Consider the following 14,196-nt stretch of genomic DNA (forward strand, 5'->3'; position numbering starts at 1 on the left):
GGCGCTAAGTGCGCGAGCAGCAAGAGCTGCCGCGGACGACGGTGGCAAGAAAGCCCGGTCACCGGGGAGAGCGCGAAGGAAACCGTAACACCATCGCGCAGGGAAAGCCGGAATGCTTCGGTTGAACCTGTGGTCCTACCCCCGTGCTTTTTGTTGCACGGGACCCATGGGTGCAACCGGCACCCGGCTTTCCCCGCGCCCTCTGCTCTCGAGGAGGGCGGAAAGTGACGCAAAGCTCGGGCAGTTCGTGCTGCGAGAATGCAGACTCACATCCTCTCCGCTGTTTGACATTTGAATCCGGACCTCACCCCGCGTCGTCCCGGCGTGGGCCGGGACGACGGCACGCCTGTCACTTGTCCGGTGGCGGTTGATCGTTCACCGCGCCGCGGCTGGCCATCAGCCCGAGCGCCAGCCCGCCGATTGCCACAATCGGGACCAGCCGTTTCACGCCGATGGTGCGGACGAGTTGCAGGCCGGTTGCGATCATCGCGGGGTTGGTGAGGAGGGATTGGCGTGCCGCGCGGGCCATCTCCTCGGCGCGCAGCCGCATCTGCCGCTTGCGTGCGACGTAGAGAGCGGCGGCGATCAGCGCGACCACGACGAAGAGCGCGGCGCAGGCAAGGCAGGCCCAGATCGGCCCATAGGTCCGCTGCACCCAGACGAAGAATGCTGCACAGATGAAGCCGAGCGCAATGAGCGCAGTTGCGGCGATCACGACCGCAAGCGACGTCAGCCGCATGGCGTTGCCGGCCTGCTCCCTGACATCACTGACCAGTCGCTGCAGCATGGGGACGCGTCCGCCGCTACCTTCGCCAGGCGATGCCGATCAGGAAGCCGAGGCCGAGCGCCAGGCCGACGGTCGCCAGCGGGCGCTGGGTGATGGCGTCCTCCAGCGTCTCCTCGATCGAGGAGTACGCGTCCTGCGCGGCGTCCATCATCGCGCTGCCGCGCTCCGAGACGTCGCCGACAGCGGATTCGGCGCGGTCGCGTGCCTGGTCGTAGCCGCGGCGTGCCTGTTTTCTGGCGCTGCCGGCGAACGAGTTGAGCGCCTCGGTGATCTGGTCGGTCAGCGCGGCGATGTCATCCTTCACGTTGGCGACATCCTTCTGCAGGCGTTCATAGGTTGCTTTGTCTGTCATGTTCTTCAATCCGAAATCGCTTGTCGCCGACATCGAACAGCTCCCGAACCAATGTTGCTTCTTGGCAAAACGCGGCGTCGGGAACTAAGTTCCCGAGCCAAAATTGAGTTCACTCCTCCGGCAGATGCGGCGAATTGACCGGCATCAGATGCTCCTTGAGGATCAGCGCGACGATCAGAAGTGGGGAGGCCAGGAACGCGCCCATCGGGCCCCACAGCCAGGTCCAGAACGCCAGTGCGATGAAAATGGCGAGCGCATTCAGGGCAAGTCTTCGGCCGACGATGGTCGGGGTGATGAAATGCCCCTCGAGGAAGGTCAGCACCGCAAAGCAGGCCGGCGCGATCAATCCGGCGCTGATGGTCGAGAAGCTGACGAGCCCGACCAGCACCAATACCACGAACATCGCAACCGGCCCGATGATCGGGATGAAGTTCAGCGTGGCGGCGAGCGCGCCGAGAGCTGCCGGGGTGGGCATGCCGGTGACGGCGCAGATGAGCCCGGTCCCGATCCCGACGCCGATATTGATCATGGTCACCAGGAGCAGGTAATTGCCGAGGTGCCCCTCGATCTCGTTCAGGATCCGCAAGGTTCGGAGCCGCCAATCGCGATCGCCGAAAGCCATGACGAGCGTCCGCCGCAGGTCCTTCCAGCTTGCGATGAACAGGATCAGGGTGGCGATGAACAGCAGGAATTCGGCAAAGGTCGGCGAGAGGAATTCGAGCGTCGGCTGCACCCATTCGAATTTCGGCAACTGCAAGGGGGCAAGCGTCCCGGAGCCACCGATCATGGTCTGCAATTCCTGCCACAGCCCGAGCGGCCGGTCGAAGATGTGCATCTTCTCCTTCAGTGTCGCTGCGAGCTCCGGCAGCCGGGCGCTCCACTCGATCGCCGGAGCGGAGATGAGCCCGATAGTGAAAGTAGCGGCAGCGCTGACGGCGGCGACGATCAGCACTGCGCCGATCGCGCGGGGCACGCGGTAGCGCTCGAGGAAGCTTGCCGCCGGCGACAGCATGGTGCCGACGATGAAGGCCATCGTGATCGGCAGGAAGAACGCCTTGGCCAGATAGAGTACCGCGACGATGGCGATGATCAGGAGCCCGACCAGCGACAGGGCGACAAGCTCGGTGCGGCGGATGACCGGCGGCAGCTCGGCGTGGCCATTGGGTGCGGGCGTGCCTTCGGCGCCATTGGACAGGAGACGCTCACTGGGAAGGACATGCACGCTGGTTCTCTCCCGCGACGGGCGCGTATCAATTGTGACGCAAACTCCGGGCCGGCCGTCAGGTTCCATCGCGCGATCGTGAGCGCTTGTGTCCTTGACTGGTGCGCCTCCGCCACGGCCGCGCCGGAACCGCGAAGCGATGGCGCGCGTTTGGTTGGGGCAGAGCATCAGCGTGATGCGTATCCAATGGGGCAGCACATGACACCGTCATCCGCTCTATTCCGCCGATCGTCGCGCGCGGCTAACGCGCTTGTCTTCGCCGCCAGCCTGCTGGTGACGCCAATCGTGCTCTCAACCTCGGCAGGTGCCCAGTCGCTGGGCTATGCACCCATCCGGCAGAGCGCGTTTCCGTCCGATGCGGCGTTGACGCCCGAGGCAAGGGATGCGGAAGCCGGCGTGCTGCCGGAGCGGCTGCGCCGCGCGGTGGTGCCGTTCGCGACCAGCGAAGCGGCAGGCACGGTCATCATCGATACCGGCAACACCGCGCTCTACTATGTGCTCGGGCAGGGCCGCGCGATCCGCTATGGCGTCGGCGTCGGCCGCGAAGGCTTCACCTGGTCGGGCGTGCAGAGCATCAGCCGCAAAGCGGAATGGCCGGACTGGTATCCGCCGGCCGAGATGATCAAGCGCCAGCCCTATCTGCCGCGGTTCATCGCCGGCGGTCCCGGCAATCCGCTCGGCGCGCGTGCGATGTATCTCGGCTCGAGCGAATACCGCATCCACGGCACCAACGATCCCTCGACCATCGGTAAGTTCGTCTCTTCCGGCTGCATCCGGATGACCAATGAGGACGTCACCGATCTGTTTGGCCGCGTCAATGTCGGCACCAAGGTCGTGGTGCTGCCCAAGAACGCGCCGGTGCTGGCCCGCGGTTCGGATGCCAGGACCACGATCAGCGTGCGCCCGGCGCCGCCGCGTCCGCAAGCCGCGGCGACCACGCTGCCATCGGGCCAACAGGCGATACGACTGAACGTGTCGTCGGTGAACTGAGGTGAGGATGGCCCCAATACCGCGTTGGCGATGGATGTTCGGCGCGACGGCGCTCTCGCTTGCCGTCGCCGCGCCGGCGGCGCAGGCCCAGGATTTCTTCTCGCTCCTGTTCGGCGGCTTCGGCCGGCCTCCGATGATCCGGCCGCCGTTCGACGACGGCCCGCCCGTTGCGCAGCAGCGGGTTTGGCGGCCGCGCTCGTATGACCGCAGCTACGACCACGCCGATAGCGTCGGGGGGCGGGCGTTCTGCGTGCGTACCTGTGACGGACGTTACTTCCCGCTGCCGGACTCCGACAATGCCAGCCGCGCGCAGAGCTGCAATAGTTTCTGCCCGGCGAGCGAGACCAAGCTGGTCTATGGCAGCAGCATCGACAGCGCGGAGACGGAGGACGGAAAGGCCTATTCGGAACTGCCGAACGCGTTCCGTTACCGAAACGAGCTCGTGGCGGGGTGCACCTGCAATGGCAAGGATCCCGGCGGGCTGGCGCAGATCAAGATCGAGGATGATCCCACCTTGCGCAAGGGTGACATCGTCGCCGGCGAGAACGGCCTGATGGTCGCGGGCCGCCCCGACAAGCGTGGCGCCTCGCTGCAGTTCTCGCCCGCGCCCGACCGCATCCGCGCCAAATATGGGCGCGTGCCGGTCATGGCGCGGGAGTAAGCAGAACTAAGCGGCGCGGATCTTGCCGAGGAAATCGGTGACCTGGTCGCCGAGCCCGCGGCTTTGCGTCTCCAGCGTCTCCGAGGCGAGGCGAACGTCCTCGGCGGCGCCGGCCGCGGAGTCCGCATCGGCCTTCACGCCGGTGATGTTCTCGGACACGTTCTTGGTGCCCTGGGCGGCGAATTGTGTGCTGCGCGTGATCTCCTGGGTCGCGGCGCCCTGTTCCTGCACCGCGGCGGCAATCGCGGTCGCGACCTCGTTGACCTCGCCGATGATGCTGCCGATGCCATTAATGGCGTCGATGGCCTCGCCCGCGACCTTCTGGATGTCGGCGATCTGCTCGGAAATCTCCTCCGTCGCCTTCGCGGTCTGGCTCGCCAGCGACTTGACCTCGGAGGCAACCACGGCGAAGCCGCGTCCGGCCTCGCCGGCGCGGGCGGCCTCGATGGTGGCGTTCAGTGCCAGCAGGTTGGTCTGCGCCGCGATGGTGTTGATGAGGCCGATCACCTCGCCGATGCGGCCGGCGGATTTCGCCAGTCCCTGCACGGTCCCGTCGGTGTTGCGGGCCTGGCTGACCGCGCGGCTGGCGATACCGGCTGCATGCGCCGCCTGCTGGCTGATGTCGTTGATCGAGGCGCTCAATTCCTCGGAAGCCGCCGCGACCGTCTCCACGCTCATCGACGCCTCGCCGGACGCCTTTTCGGCGATCTCGACCCGTGCATTGGTCTGGCGCGACACGGCGGAAAGGTTGGCCGACGTCGCCCGCATCTTGCCGGAGGCATCGCCGAGCTGTTCGAGCGTCTGGCGCACCAGATGCTCGAACTCGCCGACATGGTTCTCGATCGCCTGCTGGCGGGCGGCCGCGCCGGCATTGCGCTCGCGCTCCTGCGCTTCGATGCGAAGCTTGTCCTTCGCCTGCTGCTTGAAGGTTTCGAGCGCACCGGCAAGCGCGCCGATCTCGTCCTTGCGCCCGCCATAGCCGCTATCGACGTCGAGGTTGCCGGAGGCGACTTTCAGCATGGCATCGCGGATGTTGTGCAGCGGCGTGATGACGCGGCGGCCGATCGCGATCATGGCGCCGACGGTGAGCGTGATCGCACCGGCGAGCAGCGCAAGCTGTGTAATCAGCGAGCGCTGCGCCAGGGCGTATTGGGCTGCGGCGTGATCCTTTGCCGCATCGAGCGCTGCTTCAGCGACCGCCACCGCCGTCCCCATCCGGCCGACGGTGACCGGGCTCCACTGGTTCGCGGTCATCTCGGGCTTCTCGCCATTGGCCAGCGCCGCCACCAGCCGGTCGCGCAGGCTTTGATACTCCGGCTCGAAATAAGCGGTCTCGGAGGCGGGGATCGCGGCCGCAAGCTTCGGCGGCAATTGCATGCCTGAGGTCGACACCTCGAGCGCCTTCCAGGCGGCATCGATGCCGCCGACGAATTTGATGTAACGGAGGCGGGTTTCCGGCGCGATACGGCCTGCACCAAGTGCGTCCGATACCAGCGCGGAGGCTTCGCCGGCGGTGTTGCGCAACAGCCAGGCGGTCTGCTTGATGTTGAGCAATTGGTCGATCACGGCGTCCTGATGATTGACATCGGCGGCAAGCGTTCCCGACAATTTGTCGAGCACATCGAGCAGCGCCAGCGTCGTCGCCTGATACTCCTTCGCCAGTTCGGCGCGGCGCGCTTCCTTCGGCTTGGCCATCTCCTGCCAAGATTCCGTCTGCTGGGCGGTCAGCAGCGAGAACTGCCGCTCGAACTCCGGCACCAAGGTCTTCTGCTGGGCGAAGTCCATGGTCTTGAGCCGGGCGAGCCCGTTCGCCATCGCCAGCATTTCGGCATCGCGGAGATCGCGGAGGTACTTCTCTATTCCGCTGTCCAGCGGAGACGCGCCGGTCAGAACGCGGTTGGTGGAAGAACGATCGGTCCGCAGACTGTGCATCGCCTTGAAAAGATTGGCTGAGACATCGGCGATCGTCGAAATTCGGCCCGCTACCTGCAGCCGGCCCCAGCTATCCCACGCGTTCAGCGAGAAACCGACGATGATGCAAAATGCAGTGCTCAGGATAACGATCTTCAGCAACGCGGATACAGAAAGGCGATTCAGCATGTGGCTCCCCCAAAGCTGTCGCCATCTGGAACAAGAAGGGTAAAAATTTCCGGAAGCGCTATTGCCGTATATCTACGGAGCTTGCTGAAATGACTGAGCTTTTCTCAAGGGAAGTCGGGTTCCCCACCTGGAACCTCGCGGGCATCTGGCAGTTAAGAGAAGACTAACACGCCATTCACGACGTCCCCGGGGGGCCGCATGCTCGTCAGCATACTCGTCACGTTTCTGGTCGTTATCCTCGTCCTTTACCTGATCAACCTGCTGCCGCTTGATGCGCGCGCCAAGCAGATCGCGCGCGTCGTCGTCATCATCCTGGGTGTGATCTCGCTGTTGAAATACATCGCGGTGTTCTGAGAATGCCCCAAGCAAAAAGCCCCGGCGTTGGCCGGGGCTTTTGCGGCGAGAGCCTGGAGCTTCGGTTCTGATTGAATCAGAGTCGAAGCTCTAGATTCTTGTTTTGACCCGTTTTCTTCACGCGAACCGGTCTCCACTTCGCTCGAAACGCCCTATCGCAGGCTCCGGAACCAGTCGTCCACATCCTTGTGGATCTGGTCCTTGGCGAAGCCGTAGCGCTGCTGCAGCTTGCCTTCGAGCTGCTCGCGGCGGCCTTCGATCACGTTGAGATCGTCATCGGTGAGCTTGCCCCATTTCTCCTTGGCGGCGCCCTTGAACTGCTTCCAGTTGCCCTCGATCCGGTTCCAATCCATTGCCATCTCTCCGATGCTTCAGTTAATGGCGTTGAAACGGATTTGATGCCGCACGGGTTCCCTGAAATCGTGCGGCATCGTGACGTGCAACCTTGTGAGTCAGATCAGCCGGCGGCCTTCGCTTCGCGGCGGCGGGCAGTGAGGATGAATTCGGTGTAGCCGTTCGGCTGCTCGCGGCCCTTGAAGATCAGGTCGCAGGCGGCCTTGAAGGCGACGCCGTCGAAGGAGGGCGCCATCGGCCTGTAGAGCGGATCGCCCTTGTTCTGGCCGTCCACGACCACAGCCATGCGCTTCAGCGACTCCATCACCTGATCCCTGGTGATGACGCCCTGGTGCAGCCAGTTCGCCAGATGCTGGCTGGAGATGCGCAAGGTGGCGCGATCTTCCATCAGGCCTACGTCGTGAATGTCCGGCACCTTGGAGCAGCCGACGCCCTGGTCGATCCAGCGCACGACATAGCCCAGGATGCCCTGGCAGTTGTTGTCGATCTCCTGCTTGACGTCATCCGGCGCCCAGTTCGACTGCGACACCGGAATGGTGAGGATGTCGGAGAGCTTCGCGCGCGGCCCGCCTTTGGCCAGCTCCTGCTGGCGCGCGATCACGTTGACCTGGTGATAGTGCAGCGCGTGCAGCGTCGCGGCGGTCGGCGAGGGCACCCAGGCGGTGGTGGCGCCGGCCTGCGGATGGCCGATCTTCTGCGCCAGCATGTCGGCCATCTTGTCGGGCGCGGCCCACATGCCCTTGCCGATCTGCGCATGGCCGGGCAGGCCGTCGACGAGGCCGGTGTCGACATTCCAGTCCTCATAGGCCTTGATCCAGGGCTGCGCCTTCATGTCGTTCTTGCGGATCATCGGACCCGCTTCCATCGAGGTGTGGATCTCGTCGCCGGTGCGGTCGAGGAAGCCGGTGTTGATGAACATCACGCGCTTGGCCGCATTCTGGATGCAGGCCTTGAGGTTGACGGTGGTGCGGCGCTCCTCGTCCATGATGCCGACCTTGAGTGTGTTCTCCGGCAGCGCGAGCAGCTTCTCGACCTCACCGAACAATTCGCAGGTCAGTGCGATTTCATCGGGACCGTGCATCTTCGGCTTGACGATATAAACCGACCCGGTGCGGCTGTTCTTGATCTTCGACTTGCCCTTGAGATCATGGATAGCGAGCAGGCCGGAGACAGCGGCATCGAGGATCCCTTCCGGAATTTCCTCGCCCTTTGCATCGAGCACGGCGTCGGTGAACATGTGATGGCCGACATTGCGCATCAGAAGCAGGCTGCGGCCGTGCAGCGTGAGATCCTTGCCGTCGGGCGTCTTGTAGACGCGGTCGGCATTGAGCGAGCGCGTCAACGTCTTGCCGCCCTTCTCGAAATCGGCCGATAGCGTGCCGGTCATCAGACCAAGCGTGTTGCGATAGACCAGCACCTTGTCCTCGGCATCGACAGCCGCGACGCTGTCTTCCATGTCGAGGATGGTGGAGACCGCCGCCTCCAGGATCATGTCGGCGACCCCGGCCGGATCGTCCTTGCCGATCGGATGATTGCGGTCGATCGTGACGTCGATGTGCAGGCCGTTGTTGACGAGCAGCACGGCGCTCGGCGCGGCCGCATCGCCCTGATAGCCCGCGAACTGCGCGGCTGACTTCAGTGCGGTGGTGCTGCCGTTCTTCAGCTTCACCGCGAGCTTGCCGCCGCTGACGCTGTAGGAGGTGACGTCGGCATGGCTTCCGGTCGCGAGCGGCGCGGCCGAATCCAGGAACGCCTTGGCCTTCGCGATCACCTTGTCGCCGCGCGCCTTGTTGTAGCCCCGGCCAGCTTCGCTCGGGTCGTGTGGGATCGCGTCGGTGCCGTAGAAGGCGTCATAGAGGCTGCCCCAGCGCGCATTCGCCGCATTCAGCGCATAGCGCGCATTGGTCAGGGGCACCACGAGCTGCGGACCGCAGATCTTGCCGATCTCTTCGTCGACATTGGCGGTCTCGACCTGCCTGGTCGGCGGCTCCGGGAGCAGATAGCCGATTTCCTTCAGGAAAGCGGTATAGGCGTCGATGTCGAACGCCTTGCCCTTGTGCGCGCGGTGCCAATCGTCGATCTTGGCCTGCAGCGTGTCGCGGAAGGCAAGCAATTCGCGGTTTTTCGGCCCCAGTTTTGCGATGATGGCGGCAAGCCCGGCCCAGAAGGCGTCGGGCGCGATCCCGGTATTGGGGGTCGCCTCCTTGGCGATGAAATCGAACAGGACAGGGGCGATCTTCAATCCGTGGGCTTCGACACGCGTCATGTTGGGCTTTCTAAGAGAAATGGCGGCTACGTACTGTTTTCGGAACGAAAACAGCAAAAAACACGCCAAAAGGCGGGCGGTTCAACGCCCTTTTAACGCTAAAGCCGCGGCCATGAGAAGGCCCCCTGCGGGGCTTGGTGTCCTACCAAAGGAGCGGGCCAGGCCGCCTAAAACATGATGCGATGGGATGGGTAGGCGTCGCGTCGCAGGTGCCCACCCCGACGGGGAGAGGTCGATTTGCGCAGCAAATCGGGTGAGGGGCCGCAGCTCTAACGAGGGACCGTAACCCCTCACCCGGCGCTTCGCGCCGACCTCTCCCGTTGGGAGAGGTCGGAGTTTGTGGTCACCACCGAATACAAGCAATAAAGCATCCCGCTCTAAATATTCGCGGCGAGGTCGGCGACTTCCTCGAACAGGATGCCGGTCTGGGCCAGCATCCTTTCGATCTCGTCGACGGCGTCGGCGACTGTCCGGCGCGAGGTATCGATCGTCAGTTCGTTGCCCGCCGGCGGCTCGTAATCATTGGTGATGCCGGTGAAGGAGGGCAGGCCGCCGGCGCGGGCCTTGGCGTAATGGCCCTTGGGATCGCGACTTTCGCAGATTTCCGCAGGCGTCGCGACATAGATCTCGCGGAACGCGCTGTCGGCGATGCGGCGCGCCGCAGCTCGGTCGGAGGCTGCGGGTGAGACCGCGGCGACGATCGCGATATGGCCGTTGCGCGCAAGATGCGTGGCGATCTCCGCGAGACGGCGGATATTTTCGCTGCGATCGGCGTGCGAGAAGCCGAGATCGCTGTTGAGGCCGGCCCGCAAGGTGTCGCCGTCGAGCAGGATCGGCGAGCCGCCGTTGGTGAACAGCCGCCGCTCCAGCGCGAGCGCCAATGTCGATTTGCCGGAACCGGGCAACCCCGTGAACCAGAGCACGGCGCCGCCGTGACGATAGCGGGCCGACCGCTCGTCGGCGCGCAAGGCGGACTCAACCGGCACGATATCGACCGGCACAGCGCGCTGGCCGGCATCGACCGACAGCACGAGGCCGCCGCCGGCGATGCGCCCGTTCACCTCGATCACCAGCCGCCCGGTCCGCGGGCTTTCGCTGTAAGGATCGGCGGCAATCGGCTGCGCCAGCGAGATGTCGATCTCGCCGACATGGTTGCGCGCGATCGAATTGGTTTCCTCGTTGGAGAGCGCGCCGGGATCGACCGCCTTGTCGATCGCGACCACGCTGGCGCGGGTCTCGCGGGTGCCGAGCCGGATCAGGATCTGGTCGCCCTTCGACAATGGCTTGTCGTGCAGCCAGAAGATCCGGGCATGGATGCGGCGGGTGTCGCGCGGGCTCGCGCCGACATGGCCGATGACGTCGCCGCGCTCGATGAAGAGTTCGCGATCGAGCGTGATGCCGACCGAGCGGCCGGCCGTTTGCGGCCCTTGAAGCGGCGTGACCGGCCAGCTCTCGACCGTCTTGATCATGGCGATCTTGCCGGCCGGCATGATCACGATCTCGTCGCCGGCCTTCAGGCTGCCGGATTCGATGCGGCCGGCGACGATGCGGCGGTCGTCGAATTTGTAGATCGCCTGCACCGGCAGCCGCAGCGGCAGGGTTTCCGCCGGCCGTGCTGGCTCCAGTTCGTCCAGCGCCTCGACGACACTCGGCCCCTTGTACCAGGCGATCCGCGCCGTGTGCTCGGCGACGCCATCGCCGTCGCGCGCGGAGATCGGGATCACCGCCGATGGCTTCACGCCAAGACCGGTCAGGTGCGCCGATATCTCGTCGCTGATTTCGCCGAAGCGCTCGGCACTGAAATCAACCCGATCCATCTTGTTGACGACGACCGCGACCTGCTTGATGCCGAGCAGATGCAGCAGATAGCCGTGCCGCCGCGTCTGGTCGCGCACGCCCTCCAGGGCGTCGATGATCAGCACGGCGCCGTCGGCCTGCGAGGCGCCGGTGATCATGTTGCGGAGGAATTCGGCGTGGCCGGGCGCGTCGATCAGCACCACGTCGCGCGAGCGGGTGCGGAAGCGGATCTGCGTGGTGTCGATGGTGATGCCCTGGTCGCGCTCGGTCTGCAGCGCATCCAACAGGAACGACCATTCGAACGGCATGCCGCGCCGCGCGCTGACGGCCTTCAGCATTTCGAGCTTGCCGTCGGGCAAGCTGCCGGTCTCGTGCAAGAGGCGGCCGACGAGGGTGGATTTGCCATGATCGACATGGCCGACGATGACGATACGGACTTGCGGACGCGTGGTGCCGTTCGGTGTCGCGGAGATCGCGCTGGGAAGAACCATGTTCATCGAAAACGCCTTAAGCTCGCTTCTCAGAGATAACCGGCGACACGCAGCCGCTCGAACGCATCCTCGGTCTCGTGATCGAGGGCGCGGCCCGCGCGCTCCGGCACCTTGGTGTCTTCGAGCTCGGCCAGGATCTCATCGATGTTTGACGCGGTCGACGCGACGGGGAAGGTGATGTCGGCATCGCCAAGCGAACGATAGCGCTTGCCATCCTTCGCCAGATAAAGCGGGATGATCGGGATGTTCTCGCGTCTTGTATAAGCCCAGATGTCGGCTTCGGTCCAATGCAGGATCGGGTGGATGCGCAAATGCGCGCCCTGCGGCGGGGAGGCGTTGAAATGATCCCAGAACTCCGGCGGCTGGTCGCGCACGTCCCATTCGCCCTCCAGGCCACGCGGCGAGAACACGCGCTCCTTGGCGCGCGTCGCCTCTTCGTCGCGGCGGATGCCGGCGATCAATCCGTCAAAGCCGTGTTTGACCAGCGCGAGCTTCAGGCCCTCAGTCTTGCGTGCAGCGGAGCGCGCCGCGGGCGGCAGCGTGGGATCGACACTATCGATCGGCGGGCAGGGTTCGACGCGGAGGTCGAGATCCCATTCCTTCGCGTAGCGATCGCGGAAGGCATACATCTCCGGAAATTTCTTGCTGGTATCGACATGCATGGCAGGAAAGGGCACGCGGCCGAAGAAGGCCTTGCGCGCGAGCCAGATCATCACGTTGGAGTCCTTGCCCAGCGACCAGAGCAGCGCGAGCTTCTTCAGCCGCGCGAACGCCTCGCGCAGAATGTAGATGCTTTGCGCCTCGAGCTCGTCGAGATGATCCGTGGAAGGCGCTGTCGCGGGTTCTTCGATGAGGATTTTCCGCGGCACCTTTATTCCCTCTTTGGGCTCGGAAGCGCGCAAGCGTGCTTTGCCGGATTCATTGTCGAGAAGATGCATCTCTGTGCCTTGGCCTTTGGAGGCGAAAATTCTATAGTTGCGACGCAATAGAGAAGAAATAAATTTCTCTTTGCGGGCGCTTGCCGACACATATATAGAATAAAATTCCAGTCAACCCATAAGTTGGGGAAGCGAGTGGCGCATGCGGTTCTTGCCGGTGTTCCTGGATCTGCAAACGGGCGTGGTGCTGCTGGTCGGCGCGGGCGATCTCGTGCGCGCGAAGCTGCGTCTGCTCGCGGCCGCCGGCGCGCGCGTCCGCTGGTTTGCGACTGACGGCAATCATGATGTGAGCGGGATCGATGCGACGCGCATCGAACTCGCAACGGGCGATCCACTCGCCGCTGATCTCAGCGGCGTCATCGCGGTGCTCTGCGCGGGCGCCGGCGATGTCGGTGTTGCGCTGGCGGCGCGCGCGAGGGCTGTCGGCTTGCCCGTCAATGTGATGGACGATCTTGAGCATTCCACCTTCATCTTCCCGGCGATCGTCGATCGCGGCGATGTCGTGGTCGCCGTCGGCACCGGCGGCGCCTCGCCGGTGGTGGCGCGCCGCGTGCGCGAGCGGATCGAGGCGGTGCTGCCGGCCCGCATCGGCGATCTCGCATCCTTCATCGGCCAATTCCGCAAATCTATACATGCGCGCATCGGCGAATTCGCGCTGCGTCGCCGCTTCTGGGAGCGCATTGTCGACGGTCCGATCGGCGCGCTGGTGTTGGCCGGTCGGAGAGACGAAGCCGAGAAGGCGTTGCAGCAGATTTCCGATCCCTCCGCCTTTGCCGGCGCGACCGCGCTCGGCAAGGCAAAGGGCCATGTGACGCTGGTCGGTGCCGGACCTGGCGATCCGGATCTCCTCACCATCAAGGCGCTGCGCGCGCTGCAGGACGCCGACGTCGTGTTCTACGACGAATTGGTGTCATCAGAGATTCTTGACCGCGTGCGCCGCGACGCCTCGCGCATTCCGGTCGGCCGCCGCGTCGGCAAGCCCGGCATCGGCCAGGATGCCATCAACAGACTGATGATCGAGGCCGCGAAATCGGGACAGCGCGCGGTGCGGCTGAAGGGCGGCGACCCCTTCATCTTCGGCCGGGGCGGCGAAGAGATCGAAGCGCTGCGCCAGGCAGGCGTCGCCTATTCGGTGATCCCCGGCATCACGGCGGGCTTAGGTGCCGCCGCGCAATTCGAGGCGCCGCTGACCTTCCGCCACGAGGCGCTGCGCATCACCTTCCTCACCGCGCACAAGGCGCGTGACGCCGAGACTATCGACTGGTCGGCGCTAACAGACAAGAAGATGACCGTCGTGGTCTATATGGGCATGACCGCCGCGCCGACGATCCGCGCCGGCCTGTTGGCCGCTGGCCGCTCGCCACAAACGCCGGTCGGCGTGTTCGCGCGGGTGACGCGGCCGGATGCCAAGGCCGCGGTCGGAACGCTCGAACATCTGCCGTCGCTGGTCGAGAAGATCGATGGCGGCCCCGCCATCCTCGTCATCGGCGACGTCGTCTCCCACTCCGCGCCGTGGCGTCAAGCCAATCTCAACCAAGTGATCTCGGACCTTTTGGAAGCTGCCGAATGACCTCTCCGCTTGAACAGAAGAAAATCAGAATTACCGGGCCTTCGGTAGTGACTGCCAACCGCACTCATGACGGCGTGGTGATCTATCGCACCCCGCAGCATGGCTGGTCGTCGCGGCTTGCGGACGCCGCCATCGTGCGCACCTCCGACGATGCGCGGGCGCTGCTTGCCGAAGCGGTGGCCGATGACGTCGGCGCGATCGGTGCCTACATCGCGCCGGTCGAAATCAAGGACAATGGAGAGATTGCGCCCGGCAATCTCCGCGAACATATCCGGTCGGAAGGCCTCACCATCGAGCTTCCGGTTCCGGCTTAA

At 64.7% G+C, this 14,196-nt stretch carries 13 protein-coding genes; 5 read left to right on the forward strand and 8 right to left on the reverse strand.

The annotated features are described in order from the left end of the window. Positions 1–349: 349 nt before the first annotated feature. From ACZIRK_RS11220 to ACZIRK_RS11230, 3 genes are all read right to left on the reverse strand, one after another. Positions 350–787, reverse strand: coding sequence for a hypothetical protein (locus ACZIRK_RS11220; RefSeq protein ID WP_463327364.1), 438 nt, complete (start codon positions 785–787; stop codon positions 350–352). Positions 788–803: 16 nt separating this feature from the next. After that, the gene (locus ACZIRK_RS11225) at positions 804–1,172 is read right to left on the reverse strand and encodes an ElaB/YgaM/YqjD family protein (RefSeq protein ID WP_028165067.1); all 369 of its coding nucleotides are present in this window, start codon (positions 1,170–1,172) and stop codon (positions 804–806) included. Positions 1,173–1,248: 76 nt separating this feature from the next. After that, positions 1,249–2,361, reverse strand: coding sequence for an AI-2E family transporter (locus tag ACZIRK_RS11230; RefSeq protein WP_165435474.1), 1,113 nt, complete (start codon positions 2,359–2,361; stop codon positions 1,249–1,251). Between the two features lie 198 nt (positions 2,362–2,559). Here ACZIRK_RS11230 and ACZIRK_RS11235 point away from each other — a divergent pair, with 198 nt between their 5' ends. Together ACZIRK_RS11235 and ACZIRK_RS11240 are read left to right on the forward strand one after the other, a co-directional pair. After that, a complete protein-coding gene (locus tag ACZIRK_RS11235; RefSeq protein ID WP_130228913.1) occupies positions 2,560–3,351 on the forward strand; it encodes a L,D-transpeptidase in 792 nt (263 codons plus the stop codon). 7 nt (positions 3,352–3,358) lie between these two features. Continuing rightward, the gene (locus ACZIRK_RS11240) at positions 3,359–4,012 is read left to right on the forward strand and encodes a DUF2865 domain-containing protein (protein WP_463327365.1); all 654 of its coding nucleotides are present in this window, start codon (positions 3,359–3,361) and stop codon (positions 4,010–4,012) included. Between the two features lie 6 nt (positions 4,013–4,018). Here the strand turns inward: ACZIRK_RS11240 and ACZIRK_RS11245 are convergent, their stop codons facing one another. Then, positions 4,019–6,112 (reverse strand): methyl-accepting chemotaxis protein, encoded by a 2,094-nt coding sequence (locus tag ACZIRK_RS11245; RefSeq protein ID WP_130228912.1) that lies wholly within the window; start codon positions 6,110–6,112, stop codon positions 4,019–4,021. Positions 6,113–6,310: 198 nt separating this feature from the next. Between ACZIRK_RS11245 and ACZIRK_RS11250 the strand changes: the two genes are divergently transcribed. Continuing rightward, positions 6,311–6,466: a Thivi_2564 family membrane protein gene (locus tag ACZIRK_RS11250; RefSeq protein WP_130228911.1), complete on the forward strand. Its 156-nt coding sequence runs from the start codon at positions 6,311–6,313 to the stop codon at positions 6,464–6,466. 152 nt (positions 6,467–6,618) lie between these two features. Here ACZIRK_RS11250 and ACZIRK_RS11255 read toward each other — a convergent pair whose 3' ends face one another. The 4 genes from ACZIRK_RS11255 to cysD all read right to left on the reverse strand — a co-directional run bounded on the left by ACZIRK_RS11255 (position 6,619) and on the right by cysD (position 12,312). Then, positions 6,619–6,819, reverse strand: a complete 201-nt coding sequence (locus tag ACZIRK_RS11255) for a CsbD family protein (RefSeq protein ID WP_027579253.1) — start codon at positions 6,817–6,819, stop codon at positions 6,619–6,621. A gap of 104 nt (positions 6,820–6,923) precedes the next feature. Then, positions 6,924–9,086 (reverse strand): malate synthase G, encoded by a 2,163-nt coding sequence (locus ACZIRK_RS11260; RefSeq protein ID WP_130228909.1) that lies wholly within the window; start codon positions 9,084–9,086, stop codon positions 6,924–6,926. A gap of 377 nt (positions 9,087–9,463) precedes the next feature. Continuing rightward, positions 9,464–11,380, reverse strand: coding sequence for an adenylyl-sulfate kinase (cysC, locus tag ACZIRK_RS11265; protein WP_130228908.1), 1,917 nt, complete (start codon positions 11,378–11,380; stop codon positions 9,464–9,466). A gap of 23 nt (positions 11,381–11,403) precedes the next feature. Further along, the gene (cysD, locus tag ACZIRK_RS11270) at positions 11,404–12,312 is read right to left on the reverse strand and encodes a sulfate adenylyltransferase subunit CysD (protein WP_463327366.1); all 909 of its coding nucleotides are present in this window, start codon (positions 12,310–12,312) and stop codon (positions 11,404–11,406) included. A gap of 142 nt (positions 12,313–12,454) precedes the next feature. Here cysD and cysG point away from each other — a divergent pair, with 142 nt between their 5' ends. Both cysG and ACZIRK_RS11280 read left to right on the forward strand, forming a co-directional pair. Then, positions 12,455–13,882: a siroheme synthase CysG gene (cysG, locus tag ACZIRK_RS11275; RefSeq protein WP_130228907.1), complete on the forward strand. Its 1,428-nt coding sequence runs from the start codon at positions 12,455–12,457 to the stop codon at positions 13,880–13,882. Next, positions 13,879–14,196, forward strand: coding sequence for a DUF2849 domain-containing protein (locus ACZIRK_RS11280; RefSeq protein ID WP_130228906.1), 318 nt, complete (start codon positions 13,879–13,881; stop codon positions 14,194–14,196). The genes cysG and ACZIRK_RS11280 overlap by 4 nt, the downstream gene beginning before the upstream one ends.

Source organism: Bradyrhizobium sp. Leo114, from assembly GCF_055229415.2.

Bases quoted from the DNA above. Each gene is read 5' to 3' on its own strand.
- ACZIRK_RS11255 (WP_027579253.1), bottom strand. From the start codon at position 6,819: ATGGATTGGAACCGGATCGAGGGCAACTGGAAGCAGTTCAAGGGCGCC.
- ACZIRK_RS11225 (WP_028165067.1), bottom strand. From the start codon at position 1,172: ATGTCGGCGACAAGCGATTTCGGATTGAAGAACATGACAGACAAAGCA.
- cysG (WP_130228907.1), top strand. From the start codon at position 12,455: ATGCGGTTCTTGCCGGTGTTCCTGGATCTGCAAACGGGCGTGGTGCTG.
- ACZIRK_RS11280 (WP_130228906.1), top strand. From the start codon at position 13,879: ATGACCTCTCCGCTTGAACAGAAGAAAATCAGAATTACCGGGCCTTCG.
- ACZIRK_RS11220 (WP_463327364.1), bottom strand. From the start codon at position 787: ATGCTGCAGCGACTGGTCAGTGATGTCAGGGAGCAGGCCGGCAACGCC.
- cysC (WP_130228908.1), bottom strand. From the start codon at position 11,380: ATGAACATGGTTCTTCCCAGCGCGATCTCCGCGACACCGAACGGCACC.
- ACZIRK_RS11260 (WP_130228909.1), bottom strand. From the start codon at position 9,086: ATGACGCGTGTCGAAGCCCACGGATTGAAGATCGCCCCTGTCCTGTTC.
- ACZIRK_RS11245 (WP_130228912.1), bottom strand. From the start codon at position 6,112: ATGCTGAATCGCCTTTCTGTATCCGCGTTGCTGAAGATCGTTATCCTG.
- ACZIRK_RS11240 (WP_463327365.1), top strand. From the start codon at position 3,359: ATGGCCCCAATACCGCGTTGGCGATGGATGTTCGGCGCGACGGCGCTC.
- ACZIRK_RS11235 (WP_130228913.1), top strand. From the start codon at position 2,560: ATGACACCGTCATCCGCTCTATTCCGCCGATCGTCGCGCGCGGCTAAC.
- ACZIRK_RS11250 (WP_130228911.1), top strand. From the start codon at position 6,311: ATGCTCGTCAGCATACTCGTCACGTTTCTGGTCGTTATCCTCGTCCTT.
- cysD (WP_463327366.1), bottom strand. From the start codon at position 12,312: ATGCATCTTCTCGACAATGAATCCGGCAAAGCACGCTTGCGCGCTTCC.